Source organism: Aquimarina sp. AWH4_224, from assembly GCF_056160245.1.
Window position 1 is genome coordinate 1 of record NZ_JBSWWU010000013.1, and the last position, 21,443, is coordinate 21,443.

The following is a 21,443-nucleotide window of genomic DNA, read 5'->3' on the forward strand; positions in this document are numbered from 1 at the left end:
TAATCACTGATGATCAAGGAAAAATACTAGGATTGCCTCCTACACCAGAGGCTGTTGATTTTGATGGTGCTGGTGCTGGATCTTGTTTTATCTATCACCTAAGTTATAATGGAACCATTACAGGTCTTGCTGCTGATGGAACTCTTGCTGGTTTGGCTGGTGATTTCGATTTGTCAAACAGCATCGAAGTCGTAAGAAACCCTATAGCTACACCAACCGTAGACGGAGGAACCATTGCTGGTGGTCCATTTGCATTTACTGTAGGAGATGGTATTGCTGATAATGTTTCAGGAGTAACCCTTACAGGGAATGTTGGAGAAACTAGTCAATGGGTAATCACTGATGATCAAGGAAAAATACTAGGATTGCCTCCTACACCAGAGGCTGTTGATTTTGATGGTGCTGGTGCTGGATCTTGTTTTATTTATCACCTAAGTTATAATGGAACGATTACAGGTCTTGCTGCGGATGGAACCCTTGCTGGCTTAGCCGGAGACTTCGATTTGTCAAATAGTATCGAAGTGGTAAGAAATCCTGTATCTACAGGAGGAGATTGTTCTTTTGGAACTCCAATAGCAAATGCATTACCAGCTATTAATGCAGAATTCGAAAACATTTATGTGCTAGGAAATGGAGGACCAAATTTAGATAACGTAACCAAGTTTAATATCAACTGGGATTTGGCGAATAATGGATTGTACGTTTTTGCAATCAATACCAACAACGGTCAACCTAATTGGTATGTGGATTTAAGAAGTAGTCTTACCTATAGTTTTAATACAGCAAGTCCAGAAGCTTCTTTCTCTGGAACAGGTATAACAGGATTAGATGGTGATTATTGGGTTGCCGAAGATCAAGGAAACTTCGTAATGGTATCCAAAACAGGAGGTTTTACATTGTATTTCAGTACTTCTGCTACAGCACCAACTTGTGGTGATACAGGAGGAAATACAAATCCAGTTGCTGATATTTCTGCAACACCAACTTCTGGAGAAGCGCCGTTGCTAGTATCTTTTGATGCTTCTGGATCTTCTGATGCCGATGGAGACGCATTGACATATACCTGGGATTTTGGAGATGGAAACACAGGAACTGGTGTAACGGTAGATAACACATTTACTGCTCTGGGGAATTACCAGGCTACCTTAACAGTAGATGACGGTAATAACGGACAAGATCAAGCCATAATTTCAATAACCGTTACCGATGGGGATATCATTATCAATCCACCAACAGGAGATAATGAGTATGTTGATCGTTTTATAGAAATGAGAAATGAGTTCTATGATCCTGCCAATGGATATTTCAGTGCAGATGGTTCTCCACACCACTCAATAGAAACATTAATTGTAGAAGCACCAGACCATGGACACGAGTCTACAAGTGAGTTGTACTCATACTGGTTATGGCTTGAGGTAATGAATGGACGTGTAACAGGAGACTGGACTCCATTGAACAATGTTTGGAATAAAATAGAACAATTTATTATTCCAACTACTGCAGATCAGCCAACAAACGCGGCTTACAATCCGTCATCTCCGGCTGCGTATGCAAGCGAATTCCCTTTACCTAGCGATTATCCGGCTCCACTAGAATTTAGTGCGCCAGTAGGAGCAGATCCAGTATCTTCAGACCTAACAGCAACCTATGGGCCAGATATATATCAGATGCACTGGTTGTTAGATAATGATAACTTCTATGGATACGGAAACAGAGGTGATGGTGTGAGTACGCCTTCATACATCAATACTTTCCAAAGAGGAGAGCAAGAGTCTGTATACGAAACTGTACCACACCCTTCTTGGGAGAGTTTTGATTGGGGAGGACCAAGTGGATACTTACCACTTTTTGTTCTAGATCAGAATTATGCAAAGCAATGGAGATATACAAGTGCTCCTGATGCAGATGCCAGAGCGGTACAAGCAATGTACTGGGCTCAGGTATATGCCAAAGAACAAGGTACAAGCCTTTCGTCTTTAGACTTAGACAAAGCAATCAAGATGGGAGATTACCTAAGAATCTCAATGTTTGATAAATATTTCAAGCCTCTAGGTGTGCAAAGTGCAACCAGTGGAGCGGGATCTGGATACGACAGTGCTCACTATTTAATGTCGTGGTACATGTCTTGGGGTGGTTCTGCCGATCCTGCTTCACAATGGGCATTTAGAATTAGTTCTAGCCACTGTCACTTTGGATATCAAAACCCAGTTGCAGCTTATGCACTAACTCAGGTAGATGAGTTAAAACCAACTTCACAAAATGGAGTTAGAGACTGGACAGAGAGTTTGAAGAGACAAATGGAGTTTTATACCTGGTTACAATCAAAAGAAGGAGCAATTGCCGGTGGAGCAACCAATAGTTGGAATGGAGATTACAGTCCATATCCTGCTGGTAAATCAACTTTCTATGATATGGCCTATGATGACAATCCAGTATACGAAGATCCAGGTAGTGGTACTTGGTTTGGATGGCAAGCCTGGTCTATGGAGCGAGTGGCAGAGTACTACTACATCACCAACGATCCAATGGCCAAAAACTTAATGGACAAATGGGCAACTTGGGTGAAAAGCGAAGTTCGATTAATCGGAAGTGATGACTTTGAAATCCCTGCTACTTTAGAATGGACTGGAGAGCCTGATACTTGGGATCCAGCAAGTCCAGGGGCTAATAATAACTTAAGTGTTACAGTTACTGATTACGGACAAGATCTTGGGGTAGCTGCTTCTATGGCAAAAGCCTTGATTTACTATGCTGCTGCAACTCGCAAATATGCTACTTTAGATACTGAAGCTAGAGACTTGGCCAAAGAAGTGTTGGATAGAATGTGGGTGACATATCGTGACGAAAAAGGAGTTTCATCAGTAGAAGATCGCGGTGATTTTGCCAGAATCTTCGAACAAGAAGTATTCGTTCCAAACGGATTTACAGGAACGATGCCAAATGGAGATGAAATTAAGCCTGGAGTGTCTTTCTTAGATATCAGATCAGATTTAAGAAATGATCCTGAGTTTGCAAGACTAGAAACGGCCTATAATGCTGGTCAGGAATATACACAACGCTACCACAGAAGTTGGGCACAAATCGAAGTGGCTCTTGCCAATGCAGAATATGGGTTCTTCTTTGCTAACGATACTTCTGCAGGATCTGTACAGGTAGTAAAAGAAATCGATGTTACCGCTAGCCCTAATCCGGCAAAAAGTTTTATCGATGTTTCTACCAAAAAAGGACTTGAAAATGTGCGTTTGAGATTAGTGGATCTTACCGGAAACGTTATCAAAATGGAGTACGTAGAAAACTATCAGAAACAAACTCGCATGGATGTAAATGGATTGCCTTCTGGATTGTATGTATTAGAAATCCTTGATTTTAATACGAATCAAAAAACCAGAAAGAAAATCATTATAACTCGATAATAGGATGAATATAAGAGAGAGGTGTTTGCTCGCCTCTCTCTTTTTAACTATTTATATCATGAAAAACTTTACTAGATTTTTAAAGAAAGCCTTGATAGTATTAGGAGTACTATGTATAGGTTTTTCTACTAATAATACGCTTGCACAGCAACAAAATTTCCTAAATGTTTCAGGAAATAAGCTGTATGATAGCACAGGAAAAGAAGTACGTCTAACCGGGGTAAATTGGTTTGGTTTTGAGACCTCACTTTATATGCCTCATGGAATATGGACTAGAGATACCAAAAGTGTCCTTCAGCAGATCAAAGATTTGGGATTTAATACGATTCGAGTACCGTGGTGTAATGAAATGCTAAATCCGGGAGCTACTATTGATATACCTTCATATGGAAGTGATCCCTACACGGGTATTTCTCCTATGAATGAAGTTGAAACCAATATCAAATCACCAATAGAGTTGATGGATGTAATTGTACAATGGTGTCAGGATAATGATATAAAAATTGTACTGGATAATCACTCTCGTGCAGCCGATGGCTTCTTAAATGAGGCTTTTTGGTATACCGATGAATATTCTGAAGAGCGTTGGATCAACGATTGGTTATTTATGGCAGAACGATATAAAAATTTCTCTGCTGTAGTGGGTATGGATTTAAACAATGAACCTCATGGTTCTTCCTGGGGAAATAGCAACCCTGCTACCGACTGGAACAAAGCGGCCGAACGATGTGGAAATGCCATTTTGGAAGTGAATCCTAACGTTTTAATCATTGTAGAAGGTGTAGGAGAATTTGAAGGAGATTCCTACTGGTGGGGAGGCCAATTGATGGGGGCAGAACAGTACCCAGTTCAATTATCAGACCCAAGTAAATTGATGTACTCTGCTCATGAGTATGGACCAGAAGTAGCCACACAGGATTGGTTTACTGCTTCTAATTTTCCTCAAAATATGCCTCAGATCTGGAGAGATCATTTCCACTATTTATACGAAAACGAAACTTCTCCCATTTTTGTTGGAGAATTTGGTATTAAAGATCAGGATGCTTTCAATGGGATTGCGTTTACCTGGTTTACGGAGTGGGTGAATTTTATGGGAGATATCTATTCCTGGACATTTTGGACCATGAATCCTAATTCTGGAGATACCGGAGGTATTCTGGCAGATGATTGGTCTACAGTAAACGAATGGAAAATGGATGTATTAAGACCGCATTTCGCCCCTTTTATTCCTAATGTGGTAGGAGGAAACGGTAATCGACCACCAGTAGCAAGTTTTACTACAGATATTACTTCGGGAGATGCTCCTTTAACGGTGCAATTTGATGCTTCAGGATCTTCTGATCCTGATAACGATACACTGTCGTATTCCTGGAATTTTGGTGATGGTACCACAGCTACAGGAGCTGGAATTTCTCATGTGTTTACTCAATCAGGAACTTATCAGGTTACACTTACCGTAAGCGATGGAGCTCTAAACGATACTCAAAACACAACCATTACAGTGGGTAATACAACTCCGGTAACTGTTGCAGCGGATATAGTAGCAAGTAGTACAGGAGGAGTTGCTCCAGTGACCATCTCTTTTGATGGATCTGCATCTTCAAGCTCAGATGGTAGTACATTAACCTATTCTTGGGTGTTTGGAGATGGGAGTACAGGAAGTGGTGCTACGGTGGCTCACGAATATACGGCAGCAGGAAATTACACGGTAACATTAACTGCTACTAACCCTGATGGAGTGTCGGATACCGCATCCACTTCGGTTACAATTACAACATCAAATCCACCAGGTGGAGATTGTAGTTTTGGGGCACCTCAAGCCGATCCATTAGCAACGATTGCAAATAGTTCATACTCCAATGCACATATACTTGGTAATGGAGGCCCCGATTTAAGTAACGTAACCAATTTTACTATTAATTGGGACCTGACGAATAACGGATTGTGGCAATTTTCTATGAATACCAGTAATGGTGTGCCAGATTGGTGGAATAATCTGTTGAGTAACACTACCAGTCAAACTTTTAATAGTGCACAACCTTCAATTACGCTTTCAGGAACTGGTTTTGCCAACCTTGATGGAGCATACGACGTGACTATGGATGGCACTAACTTCGTTATGGTATCCAAAACAGGAAACTTTACCATCTATTTTAGCAATAGTGGCACCCCTCCTGTTTGTCAAAGTGCTAGTAAAGCTATTGGATTTACGGATATAAAACTTTTTCCAAATCCGGTGATCAACCAAATCAGCATTTCTAGAAATGAATCCATGCTAGGTAGTGTGATTACTATTATCGACATGACGGGGAAAGTGATAAAATCAATCACTATAGATAAAGCCACAAAACAAATGACAATGGATATTTCCGAACTCAATTCAGGATTATATTTCATTAAAATATATCAAAACAAACAAACCTTAACCAAACAGTTTATTAAAAAATAGATAGATCAATTCTGAAATGAAAACCAAAGCGGAGGAAGCTCAAAGCTTCCTCCCTTACACCTAATCATTCTCTTAAGACTTAATGGGTTTTTAGGAACCCATGCAAACACAAACTCATCATAACTATGAAGCCTGCATATAAAAAGCGAGCTAGCTGGCTTATGCTTTTTAAAAAAACGAACTATCGCTTGTGGATAGCCATCGCCGTGTTTATTTCCTTCGGTCTGGTGGTAAAGTCAGTAAGACAAGTGTACGATGGCACCAAGGGGCCTGAAATGACAACACAAACCTGGCCAGCAGGGACTTTTCTTGCCAATTTCCCTGAAGGAGACAGAATCAATACTTATCACCGAAACTATTTAATGATCAACGGTCAAGCTGGAACCGGAATCTGGGATGTTTCGAATCCTACAGCACCCAAAAGAGTTCAATTTAGTGATGCAGCCAATAACGGACATCGTTGGTGGAAACTGGAAGGGGATTTGTTTTATCGTGAATATTCTGTGCCCGAAGTACAAGGAACAGGATATAAATACCTCGATTTATCAGACATGTTGGATCGTAAACCGGTAACAGCTTCCGATATTTTGTATACGGTACAAGACGGGCAAGCGAATTACGATAATTTAGAAACTTTCCCCCATACGATTGTTGGAAGTCGTGTTTTTGACATGAGATCTGGAGTACAAGTAGATGATATTCCTGTGTCTGCTGCGGTACCCGATGTTGTGGTCCGAGTTGGGAACTATGTATTTTACGCTCCGCAAACCGGAGCTATTACTGTTTTTGATTTTGGAGATCCAAACGACATCAAATTTTTAGGCTCATTTGGAGGAGATATTCCTCACGAGCAATATAGTACTGGGATTCAACTTTGGAGAAACTACCTGGTATTTATGAGTGGAAATCAGGGACCAGATGCACTGGTTGGATTTGATATTAGTGACCCAACTGATGTAAAAAGAGGATTCAGCTTGCATTCGGATCAAATTACATTAGGGCGTTATATGATTTTTCAGGATGAATTTGGTTTTTCCGGAAGATTTGACAGAGGAGTAAAATTCAATTTTGAAACGATGGAGATCGAACAGGAATTTTTTCCTCCGTCTAGTGATGAAACCCTTCAGTTTATCGATAATCAATGGATGCCTATTGGACATATTTTGGTAGCGAGTGGAGATGATAAAACTTCAATTTTTGCACATCAAGATGGTTTGGATACCAACCCGCCCTCGGTAGGGCATCACTTTCCTATAGCAGGAGCCATCAATCAACCTATTACCACTACCATAGGTTTTGTAATCAATGAAACGCTAAATGATTTAACACTCAATGATCAAACCATTCAGGTAAGTCCTTTGGGAGGTGACCCAATACGTGGAGATGTAACCACAACCTCTTATCAGGTTATCAATTACGCTCCAAAAGAAAAATTACTACCCAATACTACGTACGAAGTAAAATTTGTAGAAGGAGGAATCAAAGATGCCGTGGGTAACGGGATGGAAGAATATATTTTCTATTTCACCACAGGAGGAGATGCTTCCAATCAGTCGCCTAGTATTACTGGGATTAACTTGGATCAACCCTCGCCTGTTGCTACAGGAACTCAGCTTCAGTTTGTTGCCGAGGCTTCAGATCCGGAAGGAAATACCCTCAATTATCGATGGGATTTTGGAGATGGCTCTCCAAAAACCGAATGGGTAGGTAATACGGTTACGCACACCTATACAGATTCAGGAAACTATACCGTTCAGGTTCAGGTAAGCGATAACAACGGAGGATTTGCTGTAGCTTCGCAATCTTTGGTAGTAACAGGAAATCTATCTGCTCTTCGTCCTACCCAATCCAGTCCAATTGCTGTAGATGAAATCAATAGAATCGTATGGTCTGTAAACCCGGATAATAATTCGGTGACCCTTATCAATGCAGATAATCTTTCCATAATCAAAGAAGTTACAGTAGGTGAAGATCCTATTAGTGTTGCGATAGATAAGAATAGCAATGCCTGGGTGAGTTGTCGAGACTCTGATCAATTGTATATTCTAAATACACAAGGAACCGTACAAAAAACAATAGCCCTGGACAAAGGAACCAGACCATACGGAATGGTTTTTACTCCTGATGGAGAAAAAGGCTTCGTTTCTGGATTCGGATCCGGAAATATTATTGAAGTTTCTTCGCAAACCAATTCGGTGAGTACATCCTTTAGTATCGGGGATACACCAAGAGCATTAGGGATTACTGGAGATGGTGAAACTTTGTTAGTTACGCGATTTATATCTCCAGATAGTGAAGGGCAAATTTGGGAAGTGGATATCAACACTCGCAGTCTCAAAAACACCATTTCTTTGCCTCTTGATGATTTTACACAAGATAATGGAAATGCAGGTAGAGGATTACCCAACTACATTTCCGGCGTAACAATACACCCTAATAATCAAACGGCCTGGTCTGTGGCCAAAAAAGATAATATTTTAAGAGGTTTGGCAAGAGACGGTCAGCCCCTAACATTTGATAATGTTGTTCGAACAGCAATATCTCCAATCAATTTGGTCACCAGTACCGAAATACTCCCCAGTAGGTTGGATATTGACAATCATGGGCAGCCGTCTTCTGCTTTATTTAGCCCTAGTGGTAACTACCTTTTTGTAACCATGCAAGGGAATAATCGGATCGTGGTAATAGACCCAAAACGAGGCATAGAACTATTAAAAATGGATACAGGTAAAGCACCGCAAGGACTTGTTGTTGATCCTGTAACCAATCGACTCTTTGTAAAGAATTTTATGGATCGATCGGTAACCGTTTTTGATGCAGAACAAATGATTAAAAATGGTACCGCAACCTTAGAAAAAGTATCTGATGTTACTACAGTAAGTCAAGAAGAACTTAGTGCTACAGTACTCAAAGGGAAGCAAATTTTTTATGATGCCGCCGACCTAAAAATGGGTACTGATGGATATATAAGTTGTGCTAGTTGTCATATCGACGGTACTCAAGACGGAAGAACCTGGGATTTTACAGATAGAGGAGAAGGTTTACGGAATACAATTTCGTTGATTGGACGAGCAGGTACCGGGCATGGGCGAGTGCATTGGAGTGCCAATTTTGATGAAATTCAGGATTTTGAGAATGATATCCGATTCCATTTTAAGGGGCAAGGATTTATGAGTAATGCCGATTTTAATGATGGAACTACTGCCTTATCTCTTGGGAGTCCTAAGGCTGGAAAATCTGCAGATTTGGATGCCTTAACCGCTTATATCGAATCACTGAATGCCTTTGATCCTAGTCCATATCGAAACCCTGATGGGTCTCTTACCACACAAGGGGTAGCAGGAAAATCCTTGTTCGAAGATCTGAAATGTAACTCCTGTCACGGAGGGAGCAGCTTTACCGATAGTAACACTGGTAAATTGCATGATGTAGGAACGGTTGTAGCCAATAGTGGTAACCGTTTGCAAAAACAATTGCTAGGGATAGATGTACCTACCTTAAAAGATGTATGGGCAACAGCTCCATACCTACACAATGGTTCGGCAAAGACCATCAGGGATGTTCTTACCACCTATAATACCGGGGATGCACATGGTAACATATCTTCTTTAAGTCAAACTCAAATTGATCAGCTTGAAGCCTATATTAAACAAATAGACGGGTCTGAAATTGGAGTAACATCTGCACAAGAATTAGAAATGTCCTCGCCAAAAGATGGAGCTCAAATTGATACTTCGGATCCAGTAAAACTAAGTGTAAACACCAATATTGAAGGAGTTACAAAGATTGAATATTATGTAGATAATGATTTGGTAGATGAGGTAACTACTCCACCTTTTGAATCCTCTTGGCAACCGATTATATGGAAATCGTATACCATTGCGGCCAAAGTGTTTTATAATAATGGAAAGACAGCCTCAATTACACCAGAGATCAATACCAAATTCAAGAACACGATCAAGGTCATGTTTGTGGTTGGAGATAAGAATAATTTGTCTGGTGAAGACCAGCGAATTAAGTCTCGATTGGAGCAAAAATTAGGATTTGTAATCACCTTATTCTCTGACGAAGAAGCTACCAGTCCACAATCTGCAAACCCATTCGATTTGGTCTTGGTATCCTCTACTGTAGATCCTAGAGAACTAGGGAACGACCTGGAAGGGGCGAGAGTCCCACTAATGACCTGGAATCCTTTTATGTACGGGAAACTAAGAATGACCAGTGGAGAGTTAAATACGGGGTATGGGATTACTCCCGATGGATTTACTAATGTAACCATTACTGCTACAGATCACCCTATGGCTGCAGGAGCTGGTATACAAACGGCTTTATATTCGATTACACAAAGTTTGCCATTTGGGAACCCTTCAGACGAAGCCATAGTGGTTGCCAAAGCAGGTACAAAACCGATACTATTTGGGTATGAACCTAGTATTTCAATTCCTTCTCGTAGAGTTGCTTTTCCACTTCGAGATCAGTTTATGCATTTGCTTACCGATCAGGGGCTCAAAATGTTTGATGCTGCTGTACTGTGGACATTACACGGGGGAGATGCAACCACTCCAATCGGACCATTACCCGATGTATATTTTAAATCCCCAACAGATGGGCAATTGGTCAATACACCTTTACAAATCAATTTTGAAACTGAAGGTTGGGATCTGCCGTCGCAGCAATACAAACTTCGATTTAGAATCGATGGTAGTGATCGTGGATTGATCGGTGCAGAAGGAGAATTTACAGATGCCACTGCACTATCAGAAGGACCTCATGAGTTAACATTACAGATGGAACGAAGTGATAATTCTCTAACAGATCTTGGAGAAACTATTACCGTAATTGTAACCAATGATCCTTTACCTCAAAATCCGACAGCGATCATCGAATCTCCTTCTAATGGTGGATTGGTAGGCCCTGATTTTTCTATTGAGTTCTCAACATTTTTGTGGGATATTGCTCCAGGTGGGCAACATGTCAAATACTTCATTGATGATGTAGAGCAAGGATCAGTATTTTCGATAGCACCAATTGCAGTATCCAATCTTCCTGAAGGACAACATACCATCAAATTGGTATTAGCCAAAGCCAACGGAGAAATCACAGGAGATCCTGCAGAAATTTCAATAACGGTAGATGAACGATTTAATAATCTGCCCGATACTGATTTTAGTGTAGAATATAGTGATAATAGCTCATCCGTATCGACTTCGGAATTAAAACCTATATTCCAAATTGTAAGTGAGTCTGCACAAAGTTTACCACTAAGCGATTTTAAGGTTAGGTATTGGTTTACTCCAGAGCATAATACACCTATGAGTTTCAATATAGATTATGCACAAGTGACCGGAGTGGCAGGGACTTTTGGAACTCGAGGAGCAGAAAACTACCTTGAATTAGGTTTTAATGCATCTTCAGGAAATTTACCAGCCAATGGAAAGTCAGGTATTATTCAAACAAGACTACATCACTCTAATTTCCAAACGCACAATCAAGGTAATGACTTCTCGTATGATGCAGGGAAAACCTCACTACAACCCCATGTATTGATAACCTTATACTACAAGGGGACTTTGGTTTGGGGGCTGGAGCCGGATGGCAATAATGTGCCAACTCCTAATAGGATTCCAACTGCGGCCATTACAGTAGATACAAATTCTGGTGTTGCTCCGCTAGCGCTCAACTTAGATGCTTCTGGGTCTAGTGATCCCGATGGAGATGTGTTGACCTACAACTGGGATTTTGGAAATGGAGATACCGCCACGGGAGCGGTAGTAGCATATACCTATCAACAAGCGGGAGATTACGATGTGATTATTACGGTCAATGATTCCAAGGGAGGTGCTGATACTGAAACCGTGCGGATCACTGTAACCAATCCCATACCTGTTTTGGAAGCTAATTTTACGGCTACACCAACCCAGGGAACTGTGCCATTGGTAGTCAATTTTGATAGTTCATCTTCTGTATTTCCTGGTAATGCTGTGATTAGCTACTCTTGGGATTTTGGAGATGGAAATGTAAGTACAGCACAAAATCCTTCGCATACCTATACACAAACAGGATCTTATGCGGTTGTGCTTACCATTAGTGATGGAGCAAATTCTGATATTTCAGAAACGGTTACCATTACGGTAACTGACCCTTCAATTCCAACGGCTACAGCTAATATTGTAGCAGATGCGAGAATTGCTACAGCACCTGCGATCATTAATTTTGACGGGTCTGGTTCTACAATTTCAGATAATAGTGTATTGTCCTATGATTGGGATTTTGGTGATGGAACCTCTGATGCAGGAGCAGCGGTATCTCATGAATATACTATTGCAGGAAACTACGTAGTAAGCCTAACGGTATCTAATGCAAATGGTATTTCAGATACAACTACCCAGAACATCGTAATCGAAGAACCTGTTGTTGGGGGTAATGATTGTGCCTTTGGAACACCGCTTGCAAATCCGTTACCCACGATCGAAAACAGTACCTATTCAAACATGTATGTGTTGGGTACTGGTGGGCCTGATTTAAGCAATGTGACCAATTTTACAATCAATTGGAGTCTGGAAAATAACGGACTATGGCAATTATCGATCAACACCAATAATGGTGTTCCGGATTGGTGGGTGAATTTGATGGCCAATAGCACAAATCAAACGTTTAATTCGGCGCAACCAGAAATTACTTTTTCCGGTACCGGTATTACCAACTTTGATGGAACATATTATGTAGCAAAAGATGGAGATAATTTTGTGATGGTATCCAAAGCAGGAACTTTTACCATATACTTCAGTAATGCAGCTACAGCACCAAATTGTGAAAACGCTGTAAAAGCCACGAACAATGATAAAAAGTTACAGGTAATAATGACACCAAACCCTTTTGTTGATCAGATTACCATTAGTAACGCAAAGACTCTTCTGGGAGCTCGTATTACCATCATTGATCTTAACGGGAAAATTATACAGTCCCATCAAGTTCAACAAGATACATCTCAAATTACTTTGGCTACAGACGGTATAGAATCAGGAATGTATTTCATGCAAATACAATATGCAGGAGCTACTGTAGTGAAGCAAATTTTGAAATATAAATAATGCTTACTGATGATAAATCAGTGCATAAAAAAGTACAAGAACACCAACTAACTATAACACAAAAAAATGAAAATAACAGCAATTAGAAAGATACTCTTAGCGAGCTTTCTTTCGATTCTAAATGTCAGTTTTATGACTGCACAAACGACCCCTCCAGCAGGTTTTGTTTATACCGAAGGAGATAAATTTATGTTAGACGGAAAACCATTCTATTTTTCTGGAGCCAACGTTTATGATTTCTTCACATACGGATCATCAAGTGGTGATATCGAAACTCAATTCATGGATAAAGATCGTATCGATGAGCATATGAGGCGTTTGTATGTAAATGGAGTACGGGTAGTTCGATTATGGGGATTTAGTCATGAAGACTGGCACGGTTTTGAACCTCAAAAAGGAGTCTACAGCGAAGGGCAATTCTCCCTATTTGATTATGTGGTAAAATCCGCAGAGGCCAACGGAATCAAGTTAATCGTCGCGCTCGAAAATTACTGGAACGACTATGGGGGAATCAAAGACCGCCTGAAATGGGAAGGAATTGATGTACAAGGAGCAGGGATACATGATCAAGGACAGTTTTTTACCAATCGATCTGCTATAGAAGGATATAAGGATTATGTAGAATACTTCATCACCCGGGTAAACCATTATGATGGAGTCGAATACCGAAATGACCCTACCATCCTAGCTTGGGAGCTGATGAATGAACCCAGATATCAAGGGTTTGGAGACGATTTGGCATCAGAAACCTTAAGAGCTTGGGTAGACGAAATGGGAGCTTTTATTAAAACCATAGATCCTAACCATTTGCTAGGAACAGGTCTTGAGGCACACGGATTAAAATATGGATTTGGAGGAGATGAAGGGAATGATTTTATCAAAATTCATGAATCTCCTTATGTAGATTTTACTTCTGCTCACCCGTATATACGGGAGAGCTGGTCCAACTTTACTTTGGAGCAAACCATGCAATTAATGGCACAATGGGCAGACGAATCCCATAATATTATCAAAAAACCCTTATACATCGGCGAATTCAATGTAGAGATACAAGAACGTTACGAATGGTGGGAAGAGATGTATAGCTTTATCGAAGAAAATAAGATTGGCGCTAGTGGTTTCTGGTGGTTCCCGGATAATAATACCCCGAGAGATAAGTTCGCGGTTTTTGAAGGTGATGTTGAGGTCGCGATCTACAAAGAACATGCACTCCGAATGGAAGAAATGTCGGGAGGAGAAGCGATTTACCTTTCGCTACGTTCTCCAAAATCAGGAGATAAATTTGTGTCTGGCAGTCCGGTACATATTGAAGCCAATTTATTAAACGAAAACAATACAATCGCCAAAGTAGAATTCTTTAGTAACGGAGCGTTGGTAGGAGAAGATGTTTTTGCTCCTTACGAATTGGATTTAAATAATTTACCAGATGGTCAATACCAGATTACTGCAGTGGCCACAGGAGTAAATGGGGTGACCAAAACCTCTTCTGCGAGAAATATTCAGATAGGAGGGGAAGGTATTTTAACATTAGAATATAAAGATGCATCAACTGCGGTAGAAAGCAATATCATAAAACCACATTTCAGAATATTTAATAATTCTTCAGACGATGTTCCATATGCCGATTTAAGTATCAGATATTGGTTTGAAACCGAAGAAGACTTACCTCTTAACTTTTTTGTGGATTATGCCATGATCGGAAGTGAAAATATTAAAGGTACTATCGTAAATACTGAAGGTAACATGTACTACCTTGAAATTACTTTTGATCCTGCTGCAGGGCTATTGGGAAGAAATGATGGCTCTGGTAGAATGGAGCCGAAAATAGCAAATAGCACCTGGTCTATAACAAATCAGGCAAACGATTACTCATATGATGGCACCAAAAAAGACTTTGCCGTATGGGAAAAAGTAGCGCTGTACCTTAACGGGAAATTGATTAGTGGTATTGAACCGGGAACTACTGTAGATACACCAACGGCTTTGATCACAGCTAGTACCACATCTGGTAACGGACCATTATTAGTTTCTTTTGATGGTTCTGGATCTACAGATCCTAATGGAGATGTGTTGACGTATCTTTGGGATTTAGGAAATGGAATCACCAAAACAGGAGCTGCTATAGATCACGAATTTACCGAATTCGGGGATCAGCTGGTAACCTTAACAGTTAGTGATCCTAGTGGTAATACCGATACCGATACCATTACGATTACCGTTACTGATCCTAATCAACCTCCGGTAGCTTCTTTTGTAGTAGATACAGATACCGCTATTGCGCCAGCTACCATTAATTTTGATGCTTCATCTTCTACAGACCCTAATAATGATACCTTAACGTATACCTGGGATTTTGGAAACGGAGATACAGCGACAGGAGTAACTGCTTCTTACCTATTTAATACGGTAGGTACGTTTACAGTACAACTTACCGTAAATGATGGTCAACTTGATGATTCGGTAACCAAAACAATAACGATTACAGACGGAAACCCAATAGCCAGTATTGCAGCAGATGTGACCTCTGGTATAGCACCGCTTGTTGTAAATTTTGATGCAACAGGGTCTTTGGATCCACAGGGGAATGTATTGAGTTATACCTGGGATTTTGGAGATACAAATACTGGGACTGGAGAATTAGCAACACATACATTCACTTCGGCAGGAATATATACCGTTGTATTAACTGTGGATAATGGACAAGGAGGAACAGACATAGCATCCGTTACTATTACGGTTACCGACGAGCCAACGGTATCTGATTTAGCTATTGAGTATAAAGATGGAGGGCGAGGAAACACCGCTGATAATATGATCAATCCTCATTTGAGAATTGTAAATAACAGCAATCAGCCTGTAGGGTATAGTGATCTTACGATTAGATATTGGTTCACTTCAGAAGAGAATAATAACCTTAATTTCTGGTGTGATTGGGCTCAATTGGGTAGTGGTTTTGTAAATGGAGTTTTTGGAGAGGCCAATGGAATGGATTATCTCGAAATATCCTTTGATCCAGCTGCCGGAAGTATAAGTGCATCGCAAAATTCTGGTCCGATACAAGGGCGTTTTGCCAAAACAAATTGGACTCCTTTTGATGAAGCCGACGACTACTCATTTAATGCAACAGCATTGGATTACACGGCGAATGATAAAATTACCATGTATCAAAATGGAAACCTAATTTGGGGTACAGAACCTGCTGCTGTTTCTGCAACGATAGCGTCTTCAAAAGTGATCGTCTCACCAAATCCAGTAGTAAACGAGCTAATAGTAAATACGACCACATCTTTTAAAAATACAAACATCAAGGTGATTGATTTTTCCGGTAAAGTATTCCAGGAAAAGCAAGTGCAAGAAGATATCAATAGTACATCATTTGACTTTAGCGCATTACGTCCTGGGACCTATTTTGTTAGGATTCAAAAAGGGGATAAGACGATTGTAAAACAAGTGATAAAATAAAACCAAGCACTAGCAATCATGAATATACCAAGTAAATTTTTAAAAACACTTTTGGTGTTTGCTCTATTGGTTTTAGTATGGAATAATCATCAAGTGTTTTCGCAAAATACGATACGTGTCCAAGGAGATAAAATCTATTCTTCTTGTGGAGAAGAAATAGTAATGAGGGGAGTTAACGAAATGTTTGTTTGGTCTCAGGACCGAACAGGTGAAAGAATTCTTCCTGAAATAGCAAAAACAGGATCCAATGCCGTACGATTGGTTTGGACAACCGAAGGTCCAGAAAATGAATTGGATGCTTTAATTAATAATAGTATTAAGAATAAAATGGTTCCTGTAGCAGAATTACATGATGCCACAGGTGATTTTAGTAAACTTCAACTATTGTTGGATTATTGGAAAAAACCAGCGGTTTTGGCAACCATTCAAAAGTATAAAAAATGGTTAATCGTTAATATCGGAAATGAGGTCGGTAATGGATCCGAGTCTACCGCCCAATGGGTAAATTATTACAAAGATGCGATTACACAACTGCGCGATGCGGGAGTAGATACCCCTTTGATGATAGATTGTGGAGGCTACGGAAATCAGGAACGCTATTTTCTTGAAGGAGGAAAAGAATTACTAGAATTTGACCCGTTGCACAATATCATTTTTGCGGTACATACCTATTGGACTAATGGTGATGATCAAGCTAAAATAGATCGTCTTAATGCTATGATTCTTGATGCGAGACAAAAAGAACTTCCCTATATCATAGGTGAAGGCCCACAGAAAGTAGCTTCTCCAGTGGCTTGTGGGCAAGGTTTTCCTTATAAAGAAATGATCAAAAGATTGGAAGAGGAAAAAATCGGTTGGTTAAGCTGGTCATGGGGAGCTGTAGATAATAATGATTGTGGAGCACCCAATAGCGAATTAGATATCACTACAGATGGAGTGTTTGGAAATTGGGCAACAACTTTTGCAGAGGAAGTATGTGTAACCGATATAAATTCTATACAAAACACCTCTGTGATTCCGCAATCAATGATAAATCCAGGTATTCCCGCTTGTGGAGTTACTTATACCATTGTAGCATCAGCCGATACAGGAGGTAGTATATCGCCTTCGGGAGACGTTATTGTTTCTGAAAATGATAACCAGATATTTGATATCACAGCGGATCGGGGCTTTAAGATTGAAGATGTGGTAGTAGATGGAAGTTCTTTGGGAGCGATAAATACCTATACATTCTCTAATGTAGCCAGTGATCATACGATCAATGTGGTTTTTGCGGCAATACCGTTACCACCGCAAGTGCCTTATGTAAACGGACAACCACAAAGTATCCCAGGAAAAATAAAGGCTACTTCTTTTGATCTGGGTGGTGAAGTGGTTGCCTATCATGATACTACCGTAGGAAATGAAGGTGACGGGATACGACAAGACGAAGATGTGGATACCGAATCTGGAGGTGATGGTGGAAACATTGGATATACTGCTACAGGAGAGTGGATAGAATACACCTTAGATGTAGTGCAAGCAGGAACGTATACCATTGATGTGCTAGTAGCTTCGGCAGTATCTACAGGGGCTTACCATTTAGAATTTGATGGAATTGATGTTACCGGAATTCAACAGGTAACTTCTACAGGTGGATGGACAAGCTACATCCCTCAAAAGATTTCAAACGTAACGCTCAATGCAGGAGAGCAGGTGATGCGAATATTTATAGATGGTGGTTCGTTTAACTTCTCTACAATGACTTTTACAAAAGAAGGAGATACAACAAACAATCCTCCTGTTGCTGCATTTACTACAAGTGTAACCTCTGGTGCAGCGCCTTTGGAAGTTAATTTTGATGCTTCTACATCCTTAGATCCCGATGGTGATACTTTAACATATGCATGGGATTTTGGAAATGGGCAAACGGCGACCGCCGTAACTCCTTCAATGACGTTTGCAGATCCGGGCACCTACACGGTAATGTTAACTGTTGATGATGGAAACGGAAGTACTTCAAAAGCAGAAAAAATAATAACTGTGAGCAATGGTGATTCCAGACCTGCGCCAGTTATTCCTGATCAGCCTTCATTTACAACCGATATCTACAGAAACATGTTTGTAGAATCTGGGCGAACAACTCTTGAAGTTTCGACAAGACTGGATCAAATATGGAATCAATTCTTTGTTAATGGAGATGTGAATTCTGAGCGCTTGTATTATGAAGTGGGTAATGACATGGCCTATATTCTGGATACGGGAAATAATGATATTCGATCTGAAGGGATGTCGTACGGAATGATGATTTGTGTGCAATTGGATAAGAAAGAACAATTTGATAAACTATGGAAGTTTGCGAAAACGCATAGTCAGCATCAACCAGGTACTACCAGAGAAGGGCTTTTTGCATGGCAGTTAACCACAACAGACTTTTCTATGATTGATCAAAATCCGGCTCCCGACGGCGAAGAGTATTTTGCCACAGCATTGTTCTTTGCTGATGCTAAATGGGGGAGCGTTGCTGATGGTAATTTTGATCCGCAGACGGATGTCTTTGATTATAGAGGACAGGCTAATTATATCCTGGACAATATGCTTAATAAACCAAGTTCGGATAGTGGGCAATGTCCTACGGATCTTGTTAATCTCACAGAGAAGCAAATCGTTTTTACCCCTTGTGGTACATCGGCAACGTTTACTGATCCTTCGTATCATTTGGCTGGGTTTTATGAAATATGGGCATTGTATGCGGATAATAATAATACACTTTGGTCAGAAATGGCAGATGTGAGTAGAACCTATCTTTTACCAAGAGCTGCACATCCGGTAACAGGTCTTATGCCCGATTATTCAGAATTCGACGGGACTCCCAAAAATATTGGGACACATGCGAATTTTGAGTTTGATGCCTGGAGGAATATCATGAATATGGGGTTTGATTTTGCCTGGTTTCAGAAAAATAAAACATCTATTCAACCTTTGATCAATAGACAGATCGACTTTTTTAAAGATAAACCTAATTATCCTGGTTTATGGACACTCGATGGTACACCTAGAAATACAGATCACAATCCTGGGTTGGTAGCCTGTAATGCAGTGGGGAGTTTAGCGTTGGAAGATGCCAAGATTTGGCCTTTTGTGGATGAACTATTTGAATTGTCGATACCATCAGGACAGTTTCGATATTATGATGGTTTGCTGTACATGATGAGTTTTATGCATCTGGCAGGAGAGTTTAAGATATATAAACCTGATACCAATAATCAAAATCCGATTGCTTCAATAACTTCTAATGTAGATGGAGGAGTGGCGCCGGTAACAATAACTTTTGATGGTACTGGGTCTACCGATCCTTCAGGAGAAAGCTTGTCCTACAGTTGGGATTTTGATAATGGAGAAACGGCAACAACGGCAATAACAACGACTACCTATTCTAGTCCAGGAACATATACGGTAAAACTTGTAGTGACGAATACATCTGGTCAAACAGATAGTGTCACCAAGACCATTACAGTTACCGATGGAAATGTAAGTTGTGCTTTTGGAGCGCCTTTGGCAACTCCCTTGCCTTCGATCAATACCTCTTTTGAGAATGTATTCGTTTTAGGGAATGGGGGTCCAAATTTGGATAATGTAACCAAGTTCGAAATCAATTGGGATGTAGGTAACAATGGATTGTATCAACTCTCTATGAGTACCAATGATGGTTCACCAAACTGGTGGAATGATTTTTTACCGAAAGTAATCCAGAATTTTAATTCGCCAGAACCAGAAATTACCATAACCGACTCTGGATTTAGTGGTTTAGATGGTTCGTATTGGGCTACTATCGACGCCGATAATTTCGTGCTAGTGTCAAAAAATGGTGGATTTACCATTTACTTCAGTACTTCGGTGATTGCACCTAATTGCGATGGAGGGACAGCACCTACTCCTGTAGTCGATGGAGGAAGTATTTCTGGTGGACCTTTCTCTTTTACCGTTGGAGATGGTATGATTGATAATGTTTCTGGTATTTCGTTGGTTGGTAATACGGGAGCCAACTCACAATGGGTGGTTACCGATGATCAAAATAACATTCTTGGCTTACCAGCGACTATTGAATCTGTTGATTTTGATACCGCTGGTGCAGGGACTTGTCTTATTTGGCATTTGAGTTACGAAGATGGTTTACAAGGGTTAGCTATGAATGTAAACATCAATACCTTAGTTGGGGATTTCGATTTTTCAAATTCGATTTCCGTATTCCGAAATCCAGCAAACAGTGGCGGTGGTGATTGCACTTTTGGAACTCCACTGGATAGTGCACTTCCATCAATCAACGGTGCTTTCCAGAATGTATTCGTTCTGGGAGATGGTGGTCCGGATTTAAGTAATATTATCAAGTTTGAAGTAAACTGGGACCAAACAAATAGTGGATTTTATCAATTTTCTATGAATACCAGCAATGGTATTCCAAATTGGTGGAATGATCTCTTACCGAAGGTAACCCATAGTTTTGATACACCACAACCTTCAATTTTGATAACAGCCTCGGGAATTCCTGGACTTGACGGAGATTATTGGGTAGGATTGGATGGAAGCAATTTTGTTTTGGTTTCCAAATCGCAAGGATTTTCAATATACTTCAGTACGTCTTCTATTTTTCCAGATTGCACCAATGCTACTGCTGCTAGGATGACAGAAACGGATGTAGTGATAAGTCCTAATCCAGCGGTAAACTATATTCATGTAGATATATTGCAAGATGAACTACAAAAACATAGTGGAATCACTCAGTTACAATTACATCTATATACCCTTACAGGTTTGACCATTACTACAAAATTTATTGAAGAAAGAAAACAAAACATTCAAACGGTAATACCTGTAGATGGGTTAGAATCCGGGATCTACATTTTAGAAATTGTAGACTATAAAACAAATACACAAATCAGAAAAAAAATAATAATTAACCGATAGATCATAAACATGAGGTGTGGGCACCTCGCAAGCACTACCCCTAGTTACACGGATGACGAGAGTCATTAAATTAATTACAAACAA

Annotated in this window: 5 protein-coding genes; all 5 read left to right on the forward strand. The window is 40.2% G+C overall.

Annotated features, from left to right (window positions below; all coding sequences use genetic code 11):
• A partial coding sequence (locus ACXAGJ_RS21060; protein ID WP_474842659.1) for a glycoside hydrolase family 48 protein occupies positions 1-3,413 on the forward strand: 3,413 nt, incomplete at its 5' end.
• Between the two features lie 58 nt (positions 3,414-3,471).
• Positions 3,472-5,862, forward strand: a complete 2,391-nt coding sequence (locus ACXAGJ_RS21065) for a cellulase family glycosylhydrolase (RefSeq protein WP_474842661.1) — start codon at positions 3,472-3,474, stop codon at positions 5,860-5,862.
• A 125-nt stretch (positions 5,863-5,987) separates the two neighbouring features.
• Positions 5,988-12,953 (forward strand): PKD domain-containing protein, encoded by a 6,966-nt coding sequence (locus ACXAGJ_RS21070; protein WP_474842663.1) that lies wholly within the window; start codon positions 5,988-5,990, stop codon positions 12,951-12,953.
• A 132-nt stretch (positions 12,954-13,085) separates the two neighbouring features.
• Positions 13,086-16,415 (forward strand): PKD domain-containing protein, encoded by a 3,330-nt coding sequence (locus ACXAGJ_RS21075; RefSeq protein ID WP_474842665.1) that lies wholly within the window; start codon positions 13,086-13,088, stop codon positions 16,413-16,415.
• 18 nt (positions 16,416-16,433) lie between these two features.
• Positions 16,434-21,359 (forward strand): glycosyl hydrolase family 8, encoded by a 4,926-nt coding sequence (locus ACXAGJ_RS21080; RefSeq protein ID WP_474842667.1) that lies wholly within the window; start codon positions 16,434-16,436, stop codon positions 21,357-21,359.
• Positions 21,360-21,443 lie beyond the last annotated feature (84 nt).

What these genes read in the sequence shown, in the direction of transcription:
- ACXAGJ_RS21075 (WP_474842665.1), top strand. Translation starts at nt 13,086, where the DNA reads ATGACTGCACAAACGACCCCTCCAGCAGGTTTTGTTTATACCGAAGGA.
- ACXAGJ_RS21080 (WP_474842667.1), top strand. Translation starts at nt 16,434, where the DNA reads ATGAATATACCAAGTAAATTTTTAAAAACACTTTTGGTGTTTGCTCTA.
- ACXAGJ_RS21070 (WP_474842663.1), top strand. Translation starts at nt 5,988, where the DNA reads ATGAAGCCTGCATATAAAAAGCGAGCTAGCTGGCTTATGCTTTTTAAA.
- ACXAGJ_RS21065 (WP_474842661.1), top strand. Translation starts at nt 3,472, where the DNA reads ATGAAAAACTTTACTAGATTTTTAAAGAAAGCCTTGATAGTATTAGGA.